This is a genomic window from Roseibium sp. TrichSKD4 (assembly GCF_000148725.1).
In the GTDB taxonomy this organism is placed as follows: Bacteria; Pseudomonadota; Alphaproteobacteria; order Rhizobiales; family Stappiaceae; genus Roseibium.
Genome location: NZ_GL476310.1, coordinates 46,746 through 68,907 on the forward strand (window position 1 = coordinate 46,746; position 22,162 = coordinate 68,907).

Genomic DNA, 22,162 nt, shown 5'->3' on the forward strand with positions numbered 1-22,162 from the left:
CCTCAGCTAATGCAGACGCGCGTTTGGTGGGATCGACATCGCATTGGTCGTCAGAAAGTGGATGAAATCCCGCTCCGGCATCGGTCGGGCAATGTGATAACCTTGAATAAGTTGGCAGCCGAGATCGGCAAGGATACGGCATTGGGGAGCGGTTTCAGCGCCCTCACAAATCACCGTGATACCGAGGTTCTCTGCCATCGACCGAATGGCCCGGATCAAGACCTGATCCTCTTCATCTTCTTCCAGATCCAGAATGAAGGAGCTGTCGATTTTCAAAATATCGATTGGAAGTCGCTTCAGATAACTGAGGGACGAATAGCCGGTTCCAAAATCATCCAGTGACAGTTTCACCCCGATATCGCGGAGGGCGTCAAGAACCATCGCCGGATCAATGCTGCTGTCATCCATCATCACGGTTTCCGTGATTTCCAGATGAAGTTGAGAGGGTGCAATTCTGGTCTCGGCAATGACTTGGGCAACACGGCTCACAAAGCCATCATCACGGCACTGGCGCGGTGAGACATTCACGCTGATGCACTGCAGGTCCAGTCCGCGTTTTTTGCAGTCTTTGAAAAAACTACAGGCTTCTTGCAGCACCCAGTCGCCAAGCGGAACGATCAAGCCGGTTTCTTCGGCAATTGGGATGAATTCGGAAGGCGTGATGTCCCCGAATTCCGGGTCATTCCATCGTAAGAGTGCTTCACAGCTGATAATCTGACCGCTTTCAAAGTCGACAATTGGCTGGTAGTGCAGCTTCAGCTTTTTTTGATCAATCGCCGAAGTCAGCGCAAATTCCAGTTTCATCGCGCGAGTGGCGGCGTCATTGCGCTCGTGACTGTAGAACCTGCAGCGATTCCCGCCTTCTAATTTGGCCTGAAACATCGCAAATTCTGCATGGCGCAACAGGAGGTCAGGATTGTCTCCGTCTGCTGGGCCTATGGCAATGCCAACGCTTGCTGTCGCTAGGTGATTGGTTTCAACGTCACCGGGTCGGGCAGCGGAAACGGCTTCCAAAAGACCAAGTGCCTTTTGTTCTGCATCCCAGCTATCTTTAACCGTGTTGAGCAAGACCCCGATTTGATCGCCGCCAAGGCGGGCTGCTGATTCGCTCGGTCCCAATATCTGTTGCACCCGCCACGCGATGTTGGCCAGGAGTTGATCTCCAGCTTCATGACCAAGGGTTTCGTTGATGGACTTGAAGCGATCTACATCCAGAAACAAGAGAGTGCATTTCTCATGCTTGGATTGGGCTCTGCCGATTGCCTGCTTAAGTCGATCAAGAAACAGATAGCGGTTGGGCAAGCCAGTCACAGAGTCATAGTTTGCATTGAGGGCGATTTGTTGCTCCTGACGCTTACGGTCTGTGATGTCGAGGACAGTAGCGTAGAAGGCTTCTTCGCCGTTCCATGAAATCATGCGCACATGTTGTTCCAACCAAACAACGGAGCCATCTTGACGTTGCGCTCGAGCTTCATAAATCCGCGGAGCAGTCCCCCCGTCGGCTCTCAGTTTGTAGACCTGATTGAGTTGTCGGTGCTCTTCTTTGGCATAAAGATCGGTGACCGGCTTTCCGACAAGCTGTTTCTTGTTGCCGCTTTCATAGCCAAGCATCTCCAGAAGAGCGTTGTTGACATAAAGAATATGCTTGTTGGCATGCACGAATACACCTTGAAGTGAACCGTCGATCAGATCTCTGAACTGTGCGTTTGTCCGTTGGTTGGCCTCAAATGCATCGGAAAACAATGTTGCGAGCGTGTTGAACTCTTGAAATCTGCTTTTTTGATGAGAACGGTTAGCGCGGCCTTGGCGGAGTTCATGTGCATAGGCAATCAGATAGGAGAGAGATGGGCTTATCAGTCGGTGAAGAATTGCGGACGCAATCACACAGGCAACAAGTACCGTTAATGTGAAGGGGGGCAGAAATTCTTTGTAGGCGGCAGCTAAATGAAGAGTTGCCAAATCCGGCTCGAAAATCTCTGCAGTAAGGGGGAGCCCAAGCGGGTTCTCGATCAAAACGCTGTCAATTGCCTTGGGCGATGCCTCTGGCGCAAATGGGAAGGGCCCCTCCATGTTCGGCTGAGTGGTTGGCGGCACGATTTCGGAGACGGTCAGGTCACCCAGTTTGACACGTACCCTATCGGTGCCGAGTTTTTGCGCGATCATTTCAGCCACATTTGCGTGCTCCAATATGCTCGTGGCTCCGGTCAATACCGCCCTTGTGGTGGTTCCGTCGTCGACTGTTTTCAGCGGGATAGAAAGCACAGCCAGAACGTCAGTGCCATGATCGCCTGTTTGCGCAACAAGGTTCCAGATATCTGGCAAGAGGCCCGTTCTGATTTCTCGGGGCAGGAGCGGATCGGCGAGCTCAGGGGCAGAACCAACCTTTAAGCTGGTGTCGCCATCAGCAATATCCAGAACAAGAAGATCAAAAGCAGTACCTACTGCTGATCCAGCGTGATCCGAAAGCAGCTGTTTAGTTCTTGCAAGATTTCCCGACAAAAGTGCTTTTTCAATGCGATGATCGGCTGCGGCGCTACGTAAACGCGTGCCAAAGTCCCCCAAGAGTTGCTGGGCAACGGATTGAGCTAGCGCTTGATCTCGGGTGCTATCTGTCTCTTGATGTTCCCGAGAAATGGACTGTGCTGCATGATAGGTAAAACCGAATACCGCAAGGGATGAAAGGGTAATGCCAACGCTAAACAGCCCCATTATAAACCAGTTGAACCGTATTCCTCGTGGAGAACTCATTTTGAAATCCCCGAATGTAGGTCAGCTGTAAGAAGCGGCAAGGTCAGAAAACGCGAGAGTGGATCTTTATTTGTGTAATTAAAATCGACAATAGAATAAAACTCACTACAAAATACACGTAGCATACTCTTTTGCCCTTAGTTATAAGTTGCAAATACTTACTTTACTAATTAAAGAATGTATTAAAGAAGTTTATTATTTGTGAAAATCTTCTGGGATCTCAGTATCTATAGAAGTTTATCGATTTTTTTCGTCGAGGCATCGTTCGGCGTTTTCTGCCCATGCCCAAGCTGATATACCCGGCGCAACGATGACTTGGAGGACAGTTTATGGGCGATATGCGCATCGCAGTTGTTGGAGCGGCCGGCCGAATGGGCAAGGCACTCATACAGGCGGTTTGGTCAACTCCAGGCGTATGTTTGTCCGGAGGAGTAGAGCGTGAAGGTTCTCACGCGCTGGGGCAAGATCTGGGCGAAATCGCAGGCGTTGGGCACCTTGGCATTCCAATCTCGGATGACCCGCTGACTGTATTTGCCAACACCGACGGCGTCCTTGACTTCACCGCTCCTCAAGCCTCGCTTGCCTTTGCCGAATTGGCCGCACAGGCGCGCATTGCGCATATCATCGGAACCACTGGGTGGACTGAGGGGCAAGACGAACCGTTGAAAGCAGCGGCGCGCCACGCGCGCATTGTCAAATCTGGAAACATGAGTCTCGGTGTGAACCTGCTAGCCAACCTTGTGCGTAAGGCAGCCGCAGCGCTGGATACAGATTTCGATATTGAAGTTCTTGAGATGCACCACCGCCACAAGGTGGATGCCCCGTCTGGTACAGCGCTCCTCTTGGGCGAAGCCGCTGCTGAGGGGCGTACAATTAATCTCGAAGAAAAGTCGGTGCGGGTGCGCGATGGTATTACCGGTGCTCGTGAAGAAGGGACTATTGGCTTTGCCACTTTGCGCGGCGGCAGTGTGATCGGCGAGCATTCAGTGATTTTCGCGGCCGATGGCGAGCGGATCGAATTGGCGCACAAGGCCGAAGACCGTTCCTTGTTTGCAAAAGGGGCCGTAAAGGCAGCGCTTTGGGCCTTTGATAAAAAGCCCGGTTACTACTCCATGGCAGATGTTTTGGGTCTGTCTGATTAAATCTTCCGTCCAATGAAGTGGAGAATGGCATATGGAACGCCTGCTGGTGCTTGTGCGGCATGGTCAAAGTGAGTGGAATCTGAAGAACCTGTTCACCGGGTGGAAGGACCCAGGTCTTACAGAACAAGGGGTCTCAGAGGCGAAAAAGGCTGGTGAGCAACTCAAGGATCTGAAGCTTGCCTTCGACATTGCCTTCACTTCTGATCTGAGCCGAGCGCAAAAGACACTTTCGCTGATCTTGTCCGAAATCGGACAGGAAGATCTCGAAACGATCCGTGATCAAGCCTTGAACGAGCGCGACTATGGTGATCTCACAGGCATGAACAAGGATGAAGCGCGCGAGCAATTTGGTGAGGAACAGGTGCATATCTGGCGCCGATCATTTGATGTGCCTCCTCCCGGCGGCGAGAGCCTGAAAATGACAGCTGAACGCGTGTTGCCTTACTACAAGCAGGAAATCCTTCCGAAGGTTTTGGCAGGTTCTCGCACCATCGTTGCAGCTCACGGCAATTCCTTGCGCTCGCTCATCATGGAACTGGAAGGACTGTCTCCTGAAGAAATCCTGAAGCGCGAGCTGGGAACGGGTACGCCGATCATCTACCGGTTGGATGAAGATGGAAAGGTGTTGAGCGTTCAGGATCTTGCGGCCTGATCAGTATCTTTGAACCTACAAAAAAGGCGGCATTTGAGCCGCCTTTTCTCGTTATGGGTGGTTGTAAACTCAGACGATAAATCCGCCTTGGTTCGCAACGTCCTTAAGTGCTTTTTCTGGTCGGGCTCCAACGTGGCCGATGACATTTGCTGCACAAAGGCATCCCAGTTCGCAGGCTGTCTGATGGTCATAGGACCGGGCCAGACCGAAAAGGAAGCCGGCTGCAAACAGATCGCCAGCACCGGTCAGATCAACAACAGTGTCGAGCTTCTGAGCGCTAACCTTGACCTGGCCTTCTGGTGTGATTGCCATGGCGCCTTCGCTACCAAGCGTCAGTGCGGTTACCGCGCCGCTCTCACGAGCGGCCGAAATGGCAGTATCAAGGTCAGCTGTTTCATAGAGCGACTTGAGTTCATGCTCATTTGCGAAAACGAGGTCGACCACACCATTTTTGATGAGGTCATGGAACTCTGAACGATAACGATCAACGCAGAAGGAATCCGACAAGGTAATAGCAACCTTGCGGTCGTTATTGTGGGCAATATCGGCAGCTGCCAAGAATGCCTTTTTCGCCTCTTCCGGATCCCACAGGTAGCCTTCCATATAGGTGACTGCGGATGCAGCGACGACATCAGCATCCACATCTGAGGGGCCGAATTTCGTGCAGGCACCAAGATAGGTGTTCATCGTGCGCTCGCCATCCGGTGTGATCAGGATCATGGAGCGGGCTGTCGGAACATCATCGACGAGCGGCGGTGTCTCGAAGTGGACCCCGGTCGCAGTCATGTCGTGGGTGTAGGCTTCACCAAGATCATCCTTGGCCACCTTGCCAAAATAGGCAGGTTTGCCACCAAGGGACGCAATACCAGCAGCTGTGTTGCCGGCACTGCCGCCGGAAATACGGACCGTTTGTCCCATCTTGTCGTAAAGTCGCAGAGCTTCATCTGTGTCGATGAGCCGCATGGCCCCTTTCACGAGATCTTCCCGCACGAGGAAGTCCTCTTCCACATGGGCGAAAACGTCACAGATCGCGTTTCCAATACACAGTGCATCAAACTTTATTTCGGACATAAAGACCTCTGTTTATTTTCAGATTTGTGGAGTGGGCCGGAGTGCGCGATTGGCATCTGGCTCACGAATTTTGTCGCGGAACGGGTTTGCGCGATAAACGCCAAGGATTTTCAGTTCAGCGCAGAAAAAGGCGAGTTCTTCAAGCGCAAGCGCCACGGAAGGATCCTCTGGGTGGCCTTCAATGTCAGCGTAGAACATGGAGGCAAAAAACTGTCCTTCAAGCTGATAGGATTCCAGTTTGGTCATGTTCACGCCGTTTGTTGCAAACCCGCCAAGCGCTTTGTAGAGCGCCGCTGGAACGTTCCGGACCCGGAAAATGAACGTCGTGATAGTGGCTTGCCCGCTGTGAGCTGCTTCGCGTTTTTCTGGCGACAAGATCAAAAAGCGCGTTGTGTTATGGGCCGCATCTTCCACGTCACGCCGCAGAATATCCAGGCCATAAGCATCTGCGGCCATTTCAGGTGCCAGAGCAGCTGCGGTTGGATCGCCTTGCTCTGCAATCTGGCGCGCCGACCCGGCCGTGTCGGCTCCTACGATTGGTAGCAGGCCAAGTTCCCGAATGATTTTGCGGCATTGTCCGAGCGCCATGACGTGACTTTGAACGGTTTTCAGGCCGTCAATCGTCGCGCCTTTGGGAGCAACCAGTTGGAAACGGATCGGGAGGAAATACTCACCAATAATGTTCAAGCTGGACTTGGGCAAAAGGTGATGAATATCGGCAACCCGTCCCGCAACAGAGTTTTCAACCGGGATCATGCCCAGGTCTGCTGAGCCGTTTTCAAGCGCGGCAAAACAATCCTCGAACGTATGGCAGGGGATGGCTTCATAGTCCGGAAAAGCATCGCGGCAGGCCATATGGGAATTGGCGCCAAGTTCGCCCTGAAATACGATTTTCCTGCGGTCGGTCATTGCAGTCCTTTAGTCCGTTGTCGGTTATCCGATTGCCGCGCGTGCGCGTTCGAGGTCTTCCGGCGTGTTTACATCCATTGGTGCGCTGGCGATGACGCTAACATCAATACGCATACCTGCTTCCAATGCGCGCAGTTGCTCAAGCTTTTCGCGTTGTTCCAGCGGAGAAGGCGTCAAACTGACGAATTTTTCAAGGGCAGATCGGCGGTAGGCGTACACCCCAATATGCTGGAAAAGGGGGCCGTCGCCGGTCGGTGCTGTTGCGCGAGTGAAATAGAGCGCTCTATGTGTGCCGTCACCGTTTGGTGTGGTCACGGCCTTGACGAAGCTCGGGTCAGTGCGGAAGCGCTCGTCCCGAATTTCAGTCATGATGGTTCCAATATCCACGCTTGGGTCATTCAGTGGCTTTAAGGCGGCTCGGACGGCAGCCTGTTCGATGAGAGGCACGTCACCTTGCAAGTTGAGAATGGTGCCATGTTTGCCTTCCGGATCCACCAGATTGGCGGCTTCTTGAATACGGTCTGAGCCTGATTCATGATCGCTGCGCGTGAGCACCGCTTCGCCGCCGTAGTCTTTTATCGCTTCTGCAATGTCCTGATGGTCACATGCAACCACTGGGCGACCGACATCTGCATTGAGAGCTTGTTCATAAACCCGCACAATCATCGGTTTTCCACCGATATCGGCCAAGGGCTTTCGTGGCAACCGGGTTGCCTCAAGGCGTGAGGGAATTATAACCAGAATGGAATTCACGGCTTTACTTGCCCCTTTTTAGGCTCTAAACGCCCTGAAAAGCTCAAGGCGCGTCCGAATGTCGTATCGAACTGTCTTTTAAACCTATGGACAGCAAGGTCAAAAAATTTGTAGGTTCCGCGCAACTTGAATACGCATTGTGGGTTCGCAGCCTTGGTTGCGGGCCTTGGCGCATATATGCTGGAGCCGGAGAGAGGAGCCGGAAAGTATGGATTCGTTCACATTGAACAAGATCGCTGGTGCGGTTTTGCTGGTGCTCGTCGGGACTATGGGTATCGGTATCCTGTCCGATATCATCTTCACGCCAACCATCCCGGACAAGCCGGGTTACGAAATCGTTGTTGCATCCGCAGAAGATGAAACATCTACAGTGTCTGCCGAACCGGATGGTGTTCCGATTGGCGAACGACTTCTGGCAGCTTCTGCCAGCGATGGGGAAAAGGTTGCGAAGAAATGTGCAGCTTGTCACTCATTTGATGCTGGTGGTGCAAACAAGGTCGGCCCGGCTCTCTATGAAATCGTAGGGCGTAAACCAGGTGGCCTTGACGGCTTTGGATACTCCTCTGCCATGGTCGCTTATGGTGAAGAAAAGCCTGAATGGACTTTCGAGAACCTCGATCACTTCCTTGAGGCTCCAAAGAAGTACATCAGTGGCACGTCCATGGGATTTGCCGGTCTTCGCAAGCCTCAGGATCGTGCCGATGTTATCGCTTATATGCGCGAGCAGGCCGCTTCACCAGTACCTTTACCGGGTGAGTAAGCAATAGCCCTTAGGCAGAAATGACCTAAAAGAATCAAGGCGCTGGGAAATTTCCCCCTGCGCCTTTTTTTATGGTTCTAAATTATTGCTAGTAAGGACAATTTTAATAAACTCGACACAGGGTGCGGAGGTACACAAGCCGAGGTCTAGTAATGTTGTCCGCCTTGTCCAGCCTGCTCAGCCGCCAACGCTCGATATCAACGGGCAATAGTCATTTTCATGCGGCGGTCGCCGCCCTTGGCTTGTTTTTCGCAGGGCTTGTCGCTGTGGCGCATGTCGGTGATCTTGTTCGATCGGGCACGTCTTCCCGCCATAAACAGGAAGCCATTGCCAATCTGACTGAGGCGCATGCTCGCATAGAAGGTCTTATCGGAGAGGCCGTTGCAACGGGTCGTGGCATTCGTTCTCACGTGTCCGCTTATCCGGACATTTACATGGGGCAAGAGCACTTCAGCAAGGTGGCAGAGGATCTGGTGCATGGCAACAAGTTCATCAAGCTTGTCGGGTTGGCTCCAAACAATGTGGTGTCCGCCGTTTACCCGGTCGAGACAAATTACAAATCTGTCGGAATGAACTACCGCCTTTTTGCTGACCAGTGGCCGTCAGTCCGCGAAGTGATGATCCGGCGTTCCGAAGTTGTGTCCGGCCCACACAAATCTCGCGATGGCGAGTTGGTGATGATGGCGCGCGTACCGGTATTTCAGCCAACAAAGCCAGGCCAACCGCTTGTCGAACAACGGTATTGGGGCGTGATCACGGTCGTTGTTGATGAAACCAGCTTGATAGCAGCTGCGAGAAAAACCGACATAGCCGACGATTATCGCATCGCCATTGTGGCACAAAACGGAAAGACTTCAGGTCCAAGTTACATTCTCGGAGACCCTGAGCTTCCTTTCTCCGATGCGGTTTCCCTGCCCATGACAACTTTTGACAGTTTGCATTGGAGCCTTGTTGCCTACCCGGTCGAAGGGTGGCGCAGTCACGGCCAAGAGATTTGGATTACGCGCATTGTCGGGTTTATTGCCTCCGCAGTGTTCGCGCTGATGTCGTATTTCTTGATTTTTGAAGTTCTGAAAACGCGTTCCATGGCGCTTCATGATCCCATGACCGGGTTGGCCAACCGCCGTCTCCTAGAAGACAGGATGTCCCAGCTGGTGACCATGTACGATCGCTACGGGACGGGATTTGATATCTTTTATCTCGACTTGAATGATTTCAAACCGATCAATGACACATACGGTCATGCGGTTGGTGATCAGCTCCTGATTGAGGTCGGCGAGCGGCTGCAAGATCAAACCCGTGAAATGGACACCGTGGCGCGCGTGGGGGGCGACGAGTTTATCGTTCTCGCCCCCGGGGGGATTACCATTGAGCATCGGTTCGCCTTCGTTGAGCGGCTCGCTACGCGGATCAACAAACCGTTCAAAAGCGCAAGCGTCGAGTTTGCGGTAAAAGTGAGTATCGGAAGCGCCAGTTTCCCCAGTGATGCGGCAACAGTAGAAGACCTTCTGCGTGTTGCAGATGCTCGCATGTACACGCAAAAGGCCAAGGCCCACCGCTCAACATCCTCTGCTATCAGCCGCGCCTTGCTACAAGTAGGTTAAAAATCTGTCATTTTCGCTCTGAAAGGGTGACGTTTCGTTTCGAGTACCTTACAGTTTCCGATAGATTGCTTCGGTAAATGATTTGCTGTGGCAGTCGGGTTCGGTCCTGTTTGGAGGTGTCTTGATGACGGAATGGAGCCGGGTTCGCGCAACGTGCGGAACGTTCCTTTTGGCCACAGCTGCTTTGTTGGTAACACATGGGCAAGGTTTGGCGGATCATTCCGGGTGGCATCATGCGACAGCGCTGAACGGGACGCCGAAATACGACGCGACAACATCCCATTTTGACTATGTAAATCCTCAAGCGCCGAAAGGCGGCAAGGTGCGCTTGTCCAGCACGGGCGGTTTTGACAGTTTCAACGCAATCCTGCCAAAGGGCAACCTCGCTCCTGGAATTGGCTTGATTTATGAAACGCTTATGGAGCAGGCGCTGGATGAGGCTGATGTCAGCGCACAATACGGGGTCATTGCCAAAGAGACCCGTTACCCTGAAGACTACTCCTGGGTTGAGTTTCGCCTGAACGAAAACGCACGCTGGCATGATGGTAATCCGATCACGGTCGAAGATGTAATCTGGTCTTTCGAGACGGTCATCGAACTCGATCCGCGTTACAAGTTTTACTACCAGAATGTCACAGCTGCAGAAGATCGCGGTGACGGCGTGGTTCGCTTCACCTTTGATGCGCCGGGCAATCGCGAATTGCCACATATCATGGGGCAGGTGATGGTGCTGCCCAAACATTGGTGGACCGGAGCGGATGCGAATGGAAACGCACGGGATATCGCCAAAAGTACTCTGGAAAAACCGCTGGGCTCCGGGCCGTATCGGATCAAGGATTTCTCGGCCAATCGCCAAGTAACATATGAGCGGGTTGATGATTATTGGGGAGTAGATCTCCCTATCCGGGTTGGCACAAACAATTTCGATGAAATCGTCTATGATTCCTATCGGGACAGCGCGGTTCAGCTGGAGGCTTTCAAGGGAGACCAGTTCGACTGGCGGCGTGAAAACATCGCCAAGAATTGGGCGACAGCCTATGACATTGACGCCGTAAAGGATGGCCGAATTGTTCTTGAGACCTTCCCGGATAAGTCTCGCGGCATCATGCAGGCTTTTGTGCCGAACCTGCGCTTGGAAAAATTTCAGGACGAGCGCGTTCGGCAAGCTCTGAATTTGGCGTTTGATTTTGAAACGCTCAATCGGACATCGTTCTTCGATCAATACAAGCGCGGCAACTCTTTCTATGCGGGGACTGAACTGGCAGCCAGTGGGCTCCCGGAAGGCAAGGAACTGGAAATTCTGGAAAGCGTTCGCGAACTGGTGCCTGCAGAGGTTTTCAGCGAACCTTATCAGAACCCCGTTGGCGGTGATCCGCAAAAAATGCGCGCCAATCTGCGTGAAGCCTTGAAGCTCTTCAAGGAAGCGGGGTTTCGCCTAGAGAATCGAAAACTGGTCGATGCCAATGACACGCCTTTTACGATTGAGTTCATCGCGCAAAGCCCGACCGCTGAACGATACGTGCTTCCTTATGCCAACAATCTACGCTTGATTGGCATTGACCTTGAGCTGCGCATTCTGGACACCCCTCAATACATCAATCGGATACGCAGCCGAGATTTTGATATGGCCACCTTGGTCTGGGCTCAGTCCTTATCACCGGGCAATGAGCAGCGAAACTACTGGGGCTCAGAGGCCGCAGACCAGCAACAGTCCCAGAACTATGCAGGCATCAAGGACGCCGGTGTTGATGCGTTGATTGAGAAGGTGATCTTTGCAAAGAACCGGGAAGAGCTTGTTGCTGCGACCCGGGCTCTGGATCGGGTGCTGCTGGCCCATAATTTTGTGATCCCGCAATGGTTTTTGGATTACGAGCGCACTGCCCGCTGGAACCGCTTTGCCCACCCGCAAAACATGCCCGAGTTTTCTATCGGGTTCCCAACAATCTGGTGGTACGACGCTGAACTTGCCGCTCAAACAGATGCAAAGAAGTGAGGTGAAGAATGACAACGACGCGCCGCACTTTTCTAAAATTGGCCGGGGCCGCTGCAACACTTCCTTTGCTGCCGACATCTGGACAGGCCGCGGGCAGTGGCCCGTTGCACGGCCTGTCTGTTTTTGGCGAATTGAAATACGGACCGGATTTCAGTCACTTCGGCTATGTTGATCCGGATGCACCGAAAGGCGGAAAGTTCTCCTTTCGCGTGCCTTACTGGTACTACAATCAAAATGTTCAGACCTACAATTCCTTCAACAGCTTCATATTGAAGGGTGACGCTCCACCGCGAATGGAGCTGTGTTTTGACAGTCTCATGGTGCGGGCTTGGGATGAGCCGGACGCAATCTACGGCTTGGTTGCCGAAACTGTCGAAATTTCTGCAGACGGCAACACCTATATTTTCAACCTACGACCAGAAGCCCGATTCCACGACGGATCAAAACTAACCGCAGCTGATGTAGCCTTTTCCCTGAACTTGCTGAAAGCCGACGGTCATCCTTTGATCAGTCAGACCATTCAGGAAATGAAGGAAGCCGAGGCGCTGGAAGAGTATCGTGTTGCGGTTCATTTCACCGGCCAGCACACAAAACAATTGCCTTTGGAAGTCGCTCAGCTGCCCATCTTCTCAAAGCGCTACTACACCACCTACGACTTCAAACAGACTACACTGACGCCGCCTTTGTCCTCCGGCCCGTTCAAGGTTGGTAAGCACGCTGTCGGGCGGTTCATCCAGTACAATCGGTTCAAGGACTATTGGGGCAAGAACCTGCCGGTCACGGCTGGGCACTACAATTTCGATATCATCCGGGTCGATCTTTTCCGCGACAATCAGGTGGCCTTTGAAGCGTTCAAGAAGGGGAACGTTACCTATCAGGAGGAGTTTAGCTCCAAGATCTGGTCGACGGAGTATAATTTCCCGGCCATCGAAGATGGCCGCGTTGTCCGCACCACCTTTCCCGATGGTCGCCCGTCAGGCGCGCAAGGCTGGTTCTTCAACACACGGCGCAAGAAATTCGCCGATCCACGTGTGCGTGAGGCAATTGGTTACGCCTTCGATTTTGAATGGTCCAATGAAGCCTTGTTTTATGGCCTTTACAAACGCACACAATCCTTCTTTGAAAATTCGGATATGAAGGCAACTGGCTTGCCTGACAAGGACGAGTTGGCCCTTCTTGAACCCTTCCGTAATCAAGTTGCAGAAGAGGTTTTCGGCGTGCCTTATAGCCCGCCCGTTTCCAACGGATCCGGGTTTGATCGCTCTATGCTGGCCGCGGCCAACAAGCTTTTGCGCGAGGCAGGGTATACCCGCAAGGACGGCAAGCTGGTGGACCCGGACGGTGAGCCGCTGTCGATCGAGTTCCTCAACAATTCCCCGGCCTTTGAGCGAATCACTCTGCCATTTGTGAAAAATCTCGAACGCCTCGGCGTTGAGGCAACCTTCCGGGTGGTTGATCCAGCGCAGTATCAATCCAGGTTGAACGATTTTGATTTTGATGTGTGCACCCGCAGGTATTCCCTCACATCTACCCTGACAGATTCCGTTCGATCCTATTGGACATCTGCCTCAGCGGATGTGCCGGGAAGTCAAAATCTGGCGGGAATTGCAGACCCGGTTGTGGATGTGCTGATTGAAAAAGCGCTGACCGCGGACAATAGGCCGGACATGGTCACGGCAGCTCGCGCCCTTGACCGGGTACTGCGCGCTGGGCGCTATTGGGTGCCTCAGTGGTACAGCGGGACGCACCGGATCGCCAAGTGGGACATGTTCGGGGCACCAAAGGAAAAACCGGATTACTTCTTCCCGGTCGAATCCACGTGGTGGTTTGATCAGGAAAAAGCAGAAAAGATCGGCAAGGCCGGATAACGGACCGACAACAGGACGGAAACGACACCTAGATGGGCGCCTATATTCTCCGCCGCTTGCTTTTGATGATCCCGACACTCGTTGGCATCATGGCAATCAATTTCGTGATCATCCAGTTTGCACCGGGCGGACCCGTAGAGCGGGTGATCGCCCAGTTGTCTGGAAATGATGTGTCTGCAACTGCTCGCGTCTCCGGCGGAGGTGGAGATCTTGGCGGCGACACTGGCGATGTGAGCGGCGGCGGACTTGGGGCGGATGCTGGATCGTCGAAATATCGCGGCGCGCAAGGTCTGGACCCGGAGTTCATCAAGGAGCTGGAAGCGCAGTTCGGTTTTGACAAGCCGCCGCTTGAGCGCTTTTTGACCATGTTGTGGGATTACGCCCGGTTTGATTTCGGGGAAAGCTATTTCCGAGATATCCGAATACTGGATTTGATTGCCGAAAAACTGCCTGTATCCATATCACTCGGGCTTTGGATGACGCTGATTTCCTACGCGGTTTCGATCCCGCTTGGAATACGAAAGGCGGTGAGTGACGGATCGCGGTTTGATGTCTGGACGTCCGGGGTCATCGTCGTGGCCTATGCCATTCCCGGCTTTCTCTTTGCTGTCCTTCTGATTGTCCTTTTCGCAGGCGGATCATTCTGGGATATTTTCCCCTTACGCGGGCTGGTGTCTGAAAACTGGGAAACATTGTCCTGGCCTGAGCGCATTCTTGACTACTTCTGGCATTTGGCCCTGCCGCTGACCGCCATGGTCTTGTCCGCTTTTGCCACAACGACGCTTTTGACCAAGAACTCCTTTCTTGATGAAATCCGTAAGCAATATGTCATCACGGCCCGGTCGAAGGGACTGACGGAGTCTCAGGTGCTTTACGGGCATGTGTTCCGAAACGCGATGTTGATTGTGGTGGCAGGCTTTCCCGGCGCGTTCATCTCGTCGTTCTTTGCCGGGTCGCTCTTGATTGAAACGATTTTCTCTCTCGACGGTCTCGGACTGCTGGGCTTTGAATCGGTCATCAACCGCGACTATGCCGTCGTTTTCGCAACGCTTTACATCTTTTCCCTGATGGGTCTGCTGGTGAACCTGATTTCCGATTTGACCTACACCTGGATCGATCCACGGATCGATTTCGAGACACGGGAGGTTTGAGCTGATGAGCGTATCTGCAACCGACCTGCCAGCGTCCTCCGCCTCTTCCACAAAAAGGCCATGGCTCACACCGATTAACCAGCGCCGCCTGCAAAACTTCAAGGCGAACCGGCGGGGCTTTTGGTCCCTCTGGGTTTTCCTGGTCCTGTTTGTGCTGGCTATGGGGGCTGAGTTCATCACCAACGACAAGCCGATCCTCGTCAACTATAATGGCGAGTGGCTTACCCCTGTGTTTGTCGATTATCCGGAAGAAAAGTTCGGCGGTTTTCTGGCGGTCACGGATTACCGAGACCCCTTTATCCAGGAAGAGATCAACGCAAACGGATGGATGTTGTGGCCGCCTGTTCGTTATTCCTACCGTACTGTGAATAGCGAAATTCCGGTTCCGGCCCCTGCGCCGCCATCTTGGACATTGGACGAAGAACAGCGTTGCTCCAGATATCCGCTCGGCGCTGAAGACCCGAATTGCGTTTTGGGCAATTGGAACTGGCTTGGAACGGACGATCAGGGCCGGGATGTGCTCGCGCGGCTGATCTACGGTTTCCGCATCTCGGTTCTGTTTGGCTTGGCCTTGACGCTGGCGTCGTCAGTCATCGGCATCGCAGCCGGGGCAGTTCAAGGCTATTATGGCGGATGGGTTGACCTCATTTTCCAGCGCTTTATCGAAATCTGGACGGCGATCCCGACGCTTTATCTCATTTTGATCGTGTCGTCGGTTCTGGCGCCCGGCTTCTGGACCTTGTTCACGATCCTGCTCGCCTTTTCATGGGTGGCGCTTGTCGGCGTGGTGCGGGCTGAATTTCTGCGCGGCAGGAACTTTGAATATATTTCTGCGGCACGGGCGTTGGGCGTTTCCAACGGTGTCATCATGTGGCGGCATCTTTTGCCCAACGCGATGGTGGCCACACTGACCTTCATGCCCTTTATCTTGAACGGATCGATCTCCACTTTGACGGCACTGGACTTCCTCGGCTTTGGCCTGCCGCCGGGATCGGCTTCGCTCGGAGAATTGCTGGCCCAGGGCAAGAACAACCTTCAGGCCCCGTGGTTGGGCATCACGGGATTCATCGTCATCTCCCTGATGTTGAGCTTGCTGATCTTTATCGGCGAAGCTGTGCGTGATGCGTTTGATCCGCGCAAGAGTCTGGCGTGAGGATGCTCCAATGACACAAGACCCACTCCTCACCGTCAAGGACCTGTCCGTTGCCTTCACGCAAGGGGGCAACACGAACACTGCGGTCAACAAGGTGTCTTTTGACATCAACAAGGGCGAGACCGTCGCTCTTGTTGGCGAAAGCGGTTCCGGTAAATCAGTTTCCGCGCTGTCTGTGCTGAAGCTGCTCCCCTATCCGGCAGCGTCTCATCCATCCGGCGAAATTCTGTTTCGGGGGCAGGATATCCTGCATGCCACCGACAAGGAGATGCGCAAGGTGCGCGGCAATGAGATCTCCATGATCTTTCAGGAGCCGATGACCTCGCTGAACCCGCTGCACACTGTCGAACGGCAGATTTCGGAAATTCTGAAAATTCACCGGGGCATGAGTGACACGGCAGCACGCGCCCGCGTACTGGAACTTATGACGCAAGTGGGCATTCGGGAGCCTGAAACGCGGTTAAACTCCTACCCGCACCAGCTATCCGGTGGTCAGCGTCAGCGCGTCATGATTGCCATGACATTGGCTAACGAGCCGGAGCTTTTGATCGCCGATGAGCCGACAACTGCGCTGGATGTGACCGTTCAGGCGCAGATTTTGAAGCTCCTGAAAGACCTTCAGTCCGAGCGCGGCATGGCGATGCTGTTCATCACCCATGACTTGGGCATTGTTGAAAAGTTTGCCGATAGAGTCTGTGTGATGACAAACGGCGAAATCGTGGAGCAGGGGCCGGTTCGCGAGATTTTTGACAATCCGCAACACGCTTATACCAAGCACCTTCTCGCCGCAGAGCCAAAGGGCAGCCCTCCGCAGCAAGACGACAGCAAGCCGGTTGTCATTGAAGCAGATGACTTGAAGGTCTGGTTTCCGATCAAGCGCGGCTTCATGCGCAAGACGGTGGGACATGTGAAGGCGGTGGATGGAATTGATGTGCGCGTTCGCGAAGGTCAGACGCTTGGTATCGTTGGAGAAAGTGGGTCAGGCAAAACCACGTTGGGATTGGCGCTGTTGCGCATGATCTCCTCAACCGGGCGTATTTCCTTCAAAGGGCAGGATATTCAGGAAAACTCCTGGAAGGAAATGCGCCCCCTGCGCCGGGATATCCAGATCGTCTTCCAAGACCCGTTTGGGGCATTTAGCCCTCGCATGTCCGTTGCCGATATCGTTGGAGAAGGGTTGCAGGTTCATTTCCCGAATCTCACAGCCGAAGAGCGGGACACTAAGGTCGCCAAAGCTTTGGAGGAAGTGGGCCTTAACGCAGAAACCCGCCATCGATATCCGCACGAGTTTTCCGGCGGTCAGCGGCAGCGGATCTCAATTGCTCGGGCGATGGTGCTGGAGCCGAAATTCGTCATGCTAGATGAGCCGACATCTGCTCTCGACATGAGCGTTCAGGCACAGGTGGTTGACCTGTTACGGGATTTGCAAAAGGCTCACGGCCTTGCTTACCTCTTCATTTCGCACGATCTGAAAGTCGTGCGCGCTCTTGCCAATGAAGTGGTCGTCATGCGGCAGGGCAAGGTTGTCGAAAGCGGAGACGCCGAAGAGATCTTTGACCGCCCGAAGACCGACTACACCAAAGCCCTCATGGCCGCCGCCTTCCGGCTGGAAACAGCTGAAGAGGGTGTGGTGAGCGACTAGCCGATCAACCAATCGTCTCATACGCTTGGCTGACTGGCGGTTGATTTCAACAAGAGAACCGCCAGGAAAACCAACCCGATCGCGATGCAAAGCGGGCTGAAGTAAAGCCGATCCAAGGTCCGAAAAGGTTCTTCAGCGTGAAGCCGCCCGAAGTAGGGCGTGAAGCCGACTACACCGCGCAGAAGAAAGACACCTGTCAGGCCCATCATGCCGGTTAAGACCAACAGTTGTGGAATGGGTAAAGGGAAAATTCCAACCCAAACCAACGGCGCGACCGCAGCTGCAAAAATCAAAGCGGCCACCACCAAGGTCATCCATGTTGGCGGCATCTGTGTGATGCCCTTTGCACCAATCACTGTTTTGGGTAGGTCTTCAAGACTGACCGCAGGCCAAAAGCCACCGAAGGCCCAGTAGACATGCAATCCAGCCGTAATAGAAAGAACCAGAAAAAGCAGGAATGCGAGAGTTGTTTGGATCATGTTGTCCTCCATACGGAACCGTATGTAATCACATTGCTTTCCGTCGTCAATACGGGGGCGTATGGTTGAAATATGGGCGACAAAGATCGGTTATCAAAATTAGACTGGATCAAGGCGGGTTATCGGGGCCTCGCCAAAGGCGGTGCTGGTGCACTTCGTGCCGAGGCCTTGGCGCGGGATCTGAAGGTGAGTAAAGGATCGTTCTATTGGCATTTCAAGGACGTTCCGGCTTTCAAAACCGGGGTGTTGTCGCATTGGGAGGTCGCTGCTACCGACGAAATTATAGAAGCACTCGAAGCGCAGGCCATGCCGGCGTTTGATACGTTGTGCTTATTGATAGAGCACGCCGTGGAGATGCCTGATGGCGAATACGGTGGCCCGCAGGTGCTTGCGGCAATCCGCGAGTGGGCGCGGTATGACAATCAAGCAGCAGAAGTCGTCAAATCAGCCGAGAAACGACGCATTGCCTATGTTACCGACCTCTTCAAGAGAGCTGGCCAGACCGCTGAAATGGCGGAAGTGAACGCCCGCCTACTCTATGCAGGTTTGTTAGGTCTGGAGCACTTGGCCTTGATGGGCCATGCTGACCTCAAGGCCGACATGATGGTGTTGCTGAAACGCCTGATAGCCGTGCCATAAACTTAGCAATCAGACATGGAAGGGTGATCAGCCTTTTGCCGCGCCACAGCTTCGCTGATATCGAAATAGCGTAGCAACGTAACGAACCCATCAAGTTCGACAGTTTTGATAAAAGTTGAGACCCTAACCGGGCCTTTCGAAATCGGCTTAACTTCGCAGCCTCGAACACTGACGGAGAGGCTTCCCTCGGTTGTGTCGCCTTTGGTCTCTTTTAGAGTTTTCACCCGCTGTTGAAACGCGCGCATATATGCGATGTCCGCTTTAGAAAATTGATAGACCTCAAGCCGCTTTCCAGATGTAAGTTTTGAGGCAAGTTCGGCTTTTTCCGCCGAGGTTCCACCTTTTACAAGATAGATGGTTTCTTCCATCAGATTGGTTTGTGTTGCGGCGTCACGAACGGATAATTCAAGTTTGGCGCCATCTTCTGGAATGCGAATGCTGTCGGGATAGAGCACAGCCACACGCAAGGCGGCAGGATCGGTTTCAAATAGATCAAGTTTTGCGAGTTTTGGAATGCTGGCGATCGGAACATGGCCGCAAGCGGCGAGAAACAAAACAACTACAAGGACTGTTGCAGCCGCGATTGCCGAACGATTAGAGGAACAGGTTTGCGCAAAAGACAATTATCTCTCCAAGACAAAAAAATATTGTAAAACATTAATTCCTGGAGGTGTATGGCGAAATTGGGGCAGGTTCTTCTTCCGTGCCAAGATAGCCGTGGTTAGTGCCAGGAACAATTAGCTCTCAGCTTCGTTGTCAACCAATCCAGCAGGTGGCAAAAAAGCCGCCAGCTTCCTGATCCTTGCCAATAGAGCGGCGGGTTTTGTAGCCGATCAGGCCGTCGGCTCCGCCGACGTCATGCCCCTTGGCTTCCAGCTTTTGTTGAAGCGTGCGCACAGCTCCGCGCGTGGTGGCTTTCGTCGGCTTCCATGTCGCGACAAACGGTTTGTTGCTGCCGTATCGGTCGGCAAGATGCCCAACAAAGAGCGCATAAGCATCTGATTCGTTGTATTTTTTGATGACGTAGAAGTTTTCTGTGGCAATGAAAGCGGGTCCATATCGGCCTGCTGGCAGAAGGATATTGCCCGGTTGGTTCACTTCATGCGCGGGAAAAGGCCGTCCGCTAACCCGCGTGACGCCCTCACGCACAAAAGCAGCGATGGGTTGTTGGTTATCCGGGCCTTCACGCGTGCAAGACACTGTGTCGGGAAGGCGAATTTCATAACCCCAGTCACGCCCCTTTACCCAGCTGTGTTTAGCCAGATAGTTGGCGATTGAGGCCATGGTGTCGATGTCTGAACGCCAGATATCCCGCTTGCCATCACCTTCGAAATCAGCAGCGTATTTCAGAAAACTGGAGGGCATGAATTGCGGTTGCCCCATCGCCCCGCCCCAAGAGCTTTTCATGGCTGAACGAGAAATATGGCCTTCCTGCAGAATTTTCAGAGCACTGATAAGCTCCTGTTTGAAGAAGTCACGCCGCTGGCCCATGAACGCCCGCGTTGCCAACACCTGAACGGCATCATGAGGAATTTTTGCCCCGCCATAACCGGATTCCCGCGCCCAGATGGCCAAGACAATACGACCGGGCACGCCAAATCGGCTTTCGATTTTGGCCAGTGTGGTGCGATGCTTCTTCATTAATCGGCGGCCCGGCCCAACAAGCCCGTTAAAGCTGCTTTCCTTGAAATAGTTGGCTGGGGCACGGAACTCCGCCTGAAAATTCACCTTTGGTGGTTTGCCCTTTCCGTAAGGGCCAACAAGGCCGGGAAGTTTGGTGTTCGGCGTCAGGCCTTTTAGCTCGCGGGTCAGGATGCGTGAAGTGACACCTTGGCGCTTGGCCTCCGGTATGACGTCCGCCTCCAGAAATCGACGGAACTCAGCATCATGGGGTCCGGCAAGCGCCAGACCGGGCAGTACGGAGAGGCCAAAGCAAAGGAAAAGGCGGCGGATCATGGGGGCTCCAATGGTCAGCACTGAAAACGGAATGTTCGCAGCCTAACACGGCGTCAAAATGACAACAGAACCATTGAGTGAATACTCACAAGCGGTTCCAATCCGGCGCTCTCGCACTTTGTGTGGTGAGGGCGCTCTTTTCAAAAAGGTAGTAATGCCCGCCACCTTGCTGGTCATGCTTACGAGAAATGGGAACGCCCATCAGGTGACATTTCAAAAGTGTACCGACACCGCATGGCCACTGAAGAGAATAGGATCGCTGTCTGGTGTGGTGAGAACAACCGCTTTCAACGCACGGACTATGCGGGTTTGAGCGTCTTTCGCCCGTTCCCAACCGCGAATGGATTGCTCAGGATTGGCGAAAAACTGATCCGCAGTTGCTTCGAACTCTGGCGGCGGCAAGAACCCGGTCGCGGACCTATCATTTTCATGAAAGGCGGCAACAGTTTCTACAGGTAGGTCAAAAGGTTCAGCGAAGATTTCAGCTGTTTCGACAGCCTTTCTCTCTTCACTGGCTATGATCCGCCGGATTTTAGCCGCCCAATCCAGTTTCCGTGCATTTGCTGCCCGGTCTCTTCCGATTTGAGAAAGCCCCCAATCCGGAACCGGGACAGCCGGGTCAATTTGCACTTCAGGGTGCGTGAGATAAACGCAGAACGTCATTTTTAAATTCTGTTCTCCAGCCATCCCATGATCAGCTCATGAGCGATCGAAATGGACGGTGGGATGATGTGGCCTTCCGGGTGAGTGCCGTCGGCCATCTGACGCACCTCATCCCGGTCACACCACTTGCAGGCCTCCAGCTCGTCATCTTCAATGTGAATGTCGAACGAGAGCGCGTCGCCGACGCAGCCGATCATCAAATTGCTTGGAAACGGCCAAGGCTGATTGGAGATGAGCCGAACGTCACCCACCTTGATACCCGATTCTTCCAGTGTTTCCCGGCGGACGGCTTGCTCCACCGTTTCGCCCGGCTCCATGAAACCGGCTAGTGTGGTATAGACCCCTTCCATCAAACGGGGTGGGCGTCCCAAAAGCGCGCGATCCCCATCGGTTATGAGCATGATGACGCAGGCATCGGTGCGCGGAAAATGCTGTGCCTCGCAAGACGGGCAGTCTCGGCGATATCCGCCCTCCACCATTTGCGAGGGGTGCCCGCAACGCGAGCAGAACCGATGCGTTCGATGCCAATGGATCAACGCGCGGGCCTGAGACAACATGCTGAGTTCGTCTGCGGGAAGCTCTGGCCCAAGCGCCAGCGTGCGCAAATCGGTGACCTTAAAGCCATCCAGAATGGCAACGTCATCCTCTTCCAGTTCCACCGTTGTCGCGAAATAGGAACGTTCTGTCTCCGGGTCTTGCCCCAAAAACACCATTTCTTTCCGTTCTGCGCCAAGGGCAAGGGCTGTTTCCAGCGTATGCCCGACCGTTTCACCTTCTTCTGCAGGCAGCAGCAAATTGGTGGCGGTTGAGAGCACGATCCGTGTGGACGGGGCGTTCAATAGAGTGTCCAGAAACCCGGTGTCTGTCCGTTTGGTCGCGCGCCGGTCCAGTCGGTTGTCGACAAAACTCATGACTGAAGCGTTTGCAGTTTCAAGAGCAGACATCATGGGGTCCTTGAACGGGAAAGCTGGAATTGTTG

The 22,162-nt window shown here is 53.6% G+C and carries 18 protein-coding genes and 1 pseudogene; 10 read left to right on the top strand and 9 right to left on the bottom strand.

The window, feature by feature from the left end; translation table 11 throughout:
- Positions 1-6: 6 nt before the first annotated feature.
- The gene (locus tag TRICHSKD4_RS27980; RefSeq protein WP_083782742.1) at positions 7-2,748 is read right to left on the bottom strand and encodes a bifunctional diguanylate cyclase/phosphodiesterase; all 2,742 of its coding nucleotides are present in this window, start codon (positions 2,746-2,748) and stop codon (positions 7-9) included.
- 329 nt (positions 2,749-3,077) lie between these two features.
- On the opposite strand from TRICHSKD4_RS27980, the gene dapB reads away from it, so the two are divergent.
- Positions 3,078-3,890 carry a 4-hydroxy-tetrahydrodipicolinate reductase gene (dapB, locus tag TRICHSKD4_RS05960; protein WP_009466565.1) on the top strand — a complete coding sequence of 271 codons (813 nt, stop codon included), beginning with the start codon at positions 3,078-3,080 and terminating at the stop codon, positions 3,888-3,890.
- A 31-nt stretch (positions 3,891-3,921) separates the two neighbouring features.
- A complete protein-coding gene (locus TRICHSKD4_RS05965) occupies positions 3,922-4,542 on the top strand; it encodes a 2,3-bisphosphoglycerate-dependent phosphoglycerate mutase (protein ID WP_009466566.1) in 621 nt (206 codons plus the stop codon).
- A 69-nt stretch (positions 4,543-4,611) separates the two neighbouring features.
- Here TRICHSKD4_RS05965 and TRICHSKD4_RS05970 read toward each other — a convergent pair whose 3' ends face one another.
- The 3 genes from TRICHSKD4_RS05970 to TRICHSKD4_RS05980 are packed head-to-tail and all read right to left on the bottom strand — an operon-like array spanning position 4,612 to position 7,275.
- Entirely contained in the window at positions 4,612-5,613 is a 1,002-nt protein-coding gene (locus TRICHSKD4_RS05970; RefSeq protein WP_009466567.1) for an adenosine kinase, read from the bottom strand.
- Between the two features lie 18 nt (positions 5,614-5,631).
- Complete coding sequence (locus tag TRICHSKD4_RS05975; RefSeq protein WP_009466568.1) at positions 5,632-6,522, bottom strand: prephenate dehydratase; 891 nt, start codon at positions 6,520-6,522, stop codon at positions 5,632-5,634.
- Positions 6,523-6,546: 24 nt separating this feature from the next.
- Complete coding sequence (locus tag TRICHSKD4_RS05980; protein ID WP_009466569.1) at positions 6,547-7,275, bottom strand: 3-deoxy-manno-octulosonate cytidylyltransferase; 729 nt, start codon at positions 7,273-7,275, stop codon at positions 6,547-6,549.
- Positions 7,276-7,483: 208 nt separating this feature from the next.
- Between TRICHSKD4_RS05980 and TRICHSKD4_RS05985 the strand changes: the two genes are divergently transcribed.
- The 7 genes from TRICHSKD4_RS05985 to TRICHSKD4_RS06015 all read left to right on the top strand — a co-directional run bounded on the left by TRICHSKD4_RS05985 (position 7,484) and on the right by TRICHSKD4_RS06015 (position 17,446).
- Positions 7,484-8,035: a cytochrome c family protein gene (locus TRICHSKD4_RS05985; RefSeq protein ID WP_009466570.1), complete on the top strand. Its 552-nt coding sequence runs from the start codon at positions 7,484-7,486 to the stop codon at positions 8,033-8,035.
- Positions 8,036-8,187: 152 nt separating this feature from the next.
- Positions 8,188-9,639 carry a diguanylate cyclase gene (locus tag TRICHSKD4_RS05990; RefSeq protein ID WP_009466571.1) on the top strand — a complete coding sequence of 484 codons (1,452 nt, stop codon included), beginning with the start codon at positions 8,188-8,190 and terminating at the stop codon, positions 9,637-9,639.
- Between the two features lie 124 nt (positions 9,640-9,763).
- Positions 9,764-11,632 carry an extracellular solute-binding protein gene (locus tag TRICHSKD4_RS05995; protein WP_050763370.1) on the top strand — a complete coding sequence of 623 codons (1,869 nt, stop codon included), beginning with the start codon at positions 9,764-9,766 and terminating at the stop codon, positions 11,630-11,632.
- An 8-nt stretch (positions 11,633-11,640) separates the two neighbouring features.
- Entirely contained in the window at positions 11,641-13,500 is a 1,860-nt protein-coding gene (locus TRICHSKD4_RS06000) for an extracellular solute-binding protein (protein ID WP_009466574.1), read from the top strand.
- 32 nt (positions 13,501-13,532) lie between these two features.
- On the top strand, positions 13,533-14,651 hold the full coding sequence (locus TRICHSKD4_RS06005; protein WP_009466575.1) for a microcin C ABC transporter permease YejB: 1,119 nt from the start codon (positions 13,533-13,535) through the stop codon (positions 14,649-14,651).
- Between the two features lie 4 nt (positions 14,652-14,655).
- The gene (locus tag TRICHSKD4_RS06010; RefSeq protein ID WP_009466576.1) at positions 14,656-15,804 is read left to right on the top strand and encodes an ABC transporter permease; all 1,149 of its coding nucleotides are present in this window, start codon (positions 14,656-14,658) and stop codon (positions 15,802-15,804) included.
- 10 nt (positions 15,805-15,814) lie between these two features.
- Positions 15,815-17,446 (top strand): ABC transporter ATP-binding protein, encoded by a 1,632-nt coding sequence (locus TRICHSKD4_RS06015; protein ID WP_009466577.1) that lies wholly within the window; start codon positions 15,815-15,817, stop codon positions 17,444-17,446.
- Between the two features lie 17 nt (positions 17,447-17,463).
- Here TRICHSKD4_RS06015 and TRICHSKD4_RS06020 read toward each other — a convergent pair whose 3' ends face one another.
- Positions 17,464-17,925, bottom strand: a complete 462-nt coding sequence (locus TRICHSKD4_RS06020) for a DUF3995 domain-containing protein (RefSeq protein WP_009466578.1) — start codon at positions 17,923-17,925, stop codon at positions 17,464-17,466.
- 72 nt (positions 17,926-17,997) lie between these two features.
- Here TRICHSKD4_RS06020 and TRICHSKD4_RS06025 point away from each other — a divergent pair, with 72 nt between their 5' ends.
- Positions 17,998-18,564, top strand: a complete 567-nt coding sequence (locus tag TRICHSKD4_RS06025; protein ID WP_009466579.1) for a TetR/AcrR family transcriptional regulator — start codon at positions 17,998-18,000, stop codon at positions 18,562-18,564.
- 2 nt (positions 18,565-18,566) lie between these two features.
- Here the strand turns inward: TRICHSKD4_RS06025 and TRICHSKD4_RS06030 are convergent, their stop codons facing one another.
- The 4 genes and pseudogenes from TRICHSKD4_RS06030 to nudC all read right to left on the bottom strand — a co-directional run bounded on the left by TRICHSKD4_RS06030 (position 18,567) and on the right by nudC (position 22,130).
- Positions 18,567-19,187 carry a hypothetical protein gene (locus TRICHSKD4_RS06030; protein WP_009466580.1) on the bottom strand — a complete coding sequence of 207 codons (621 nt, stop codon included), beginning with the start codon at positions 19,185-19,187 and terminating at the stop codon, positions 18,567-18,569.
- Positions 19,188-19,320: 133 nt separating this feature from the next.
- Positions 19,321-20,520: a lytic murein transglycosylase gene (locus TRICHSKD4_RS06035; RefSeq protein WP_009466581.1), complete on the bottom strand. Its 1,200-nt coding sequence runs from the start codon at positions 20,518-20,520 to the stop codon at positions 19,321-19,323.
- Between the two features lie 85 nt (positions 20,521-20,605).
- A pseudogene (locus tag TRICHSKD4_RS06040) lies at positions 20,606-21,183 on the bottom strand (histidine phosphatase family protein).
- 2 nt (positions 21,184-21,185) lie between these two features.
- Positions 21,186-22,130 carry an NAD(+) diphosphatase gene (nudC, locus tag TRICHSKD4_RS06045; RefSeq protein WP_009466584.1) on the bottom strand — a complete coding sequence of 315 codons (945 nt, stop codon included), beginning with the start codon at positions 22,128-22,130 and terminating at the stop codon, positions 21,186-21,188.
- Positions 22,131-22,162 lie beyond the last annotated feature (32 nt).

Excerpts from the sequence above, each read along its gene's own strand:
- TRICHSKD4_RS27980 (WP_083782742.1), bottom strand. The coding sequence starts at position 2,748 with ATGAGTTCTCCACGAGGAATACGGTTCAACTGGTTTATAATGGGGCTG.
- TRICHSKD4_RS05995 (WP_050763370.1), top strand. The coding sequence starts at position 9,764 with ATGACGGAATGGAGCCGGGTTCGCGCAACGTGCGGAACGTTCCTTTTG.
- TRICHSKD4_RS06035 (WP_009466581.1), bottom strand. The coding sequence starts at position 20,520 with ATGATCCGCCGCCTTTTCCTTTGCTTTGGCCTCTCCGTACTGCCCGGT.
- TRICHSKD4_RS06020 (WP_009466578.1), bottom strand. The coding sequence starts at position 17,925 with ATGATCCAAACAACTCTCGCATTCCTGCTTTTTCTGGTTCTTTCTATT.
- TRICHSKD4_RS05985 (WP_009466570.1), top strand. The coding sequence starts at position 7,484 with ATGGATTCGTTCACATTGAACAAGATCGCTGGTGCGGTTTTGCTGGTG.
- TRICHSKD4_RS05975 (WP_009466568.1), bottom strand. The coding sequence starts at position 6,522 with ATGACCGACCGCAGGAAAATCGTATTTCAGGGCGAACTTGGCGCCAAT.
- TRICHSKD4_RS06025 (WP_009466579.1), top strand. The coding sequence starts at position 17,998 with ATGGGCGACAAAGATCGGTTATCAAAATTAGACTGGATCAAGGCGGGT.
- TRICHSKD4_RS05965 (WP_009466566.1), top strand. The coding sequence starts at position 3,922 with ATGGAACGCCTGCTGGTGCTTGTGCGGCATGGTCAAAGTGAGTGGAAT.
- TRICHSKD4_RS06015 (WP_009466577.1), top strand. The coding sequence starts at position 15,815 with ATGACACAAGACCCACTCCTCACCGTCAAGGACCTGTCCGTTGCCTTC.
- dapB (WP_009466565.1), top strand. The coding sequence starts at position 3,078 with ATGGGCGATATGCGCATCGCAGTTGTTGGAGCGGCCGGCCGAATGGGC.
- TRICHSKD4_RS05990 (WP_009466571.1), top strand. The coding sequence starts at position 8,188 with ATGTTGTCCGCCTTGTCCAGCCTGCTCAGCCGCCAACGCTCGATATCA.
- TRICHSKD4_RS06005 (WP_009466575.1), top strand. The coding sequence starts at position 13,533 with ATGGGCGCCTATATTCTCCGCCGCTTGCTTTTGATGATCCCGACACTC.
- TRICHSKD4_RS06000 (WP_009466574.1), top strand. The coding sequence starts at position 11,641 with ATGACAACGACGCGCCGCACTTTTCTAAAATTGGCCGGGGCCGCTGCA.
- nudC (WP_009466584.1), bottom strand. The coding sequence starts at position 22,130 with ATGATGTCTGCTCTTGAAACTGCAAACGCTTCAGTCATGAGTTTTGTC.
- TRICHSKD4_RS05970 (WP_009466567.1), bottom strand. The coding sequence starts at position 5,613 with ATGTCCGAAATAAAGTTTGATGCACTGTGTATTGGAAACGCGATCTGT.
- TRICHSKD4_RS06010 (WP_009466576.1), top strand. The coding sequence starts at position 14,656 with ATGAGCGTATCTGCAACCGACCTGCCAGCGTCCTCCGCCTCTTCCACA.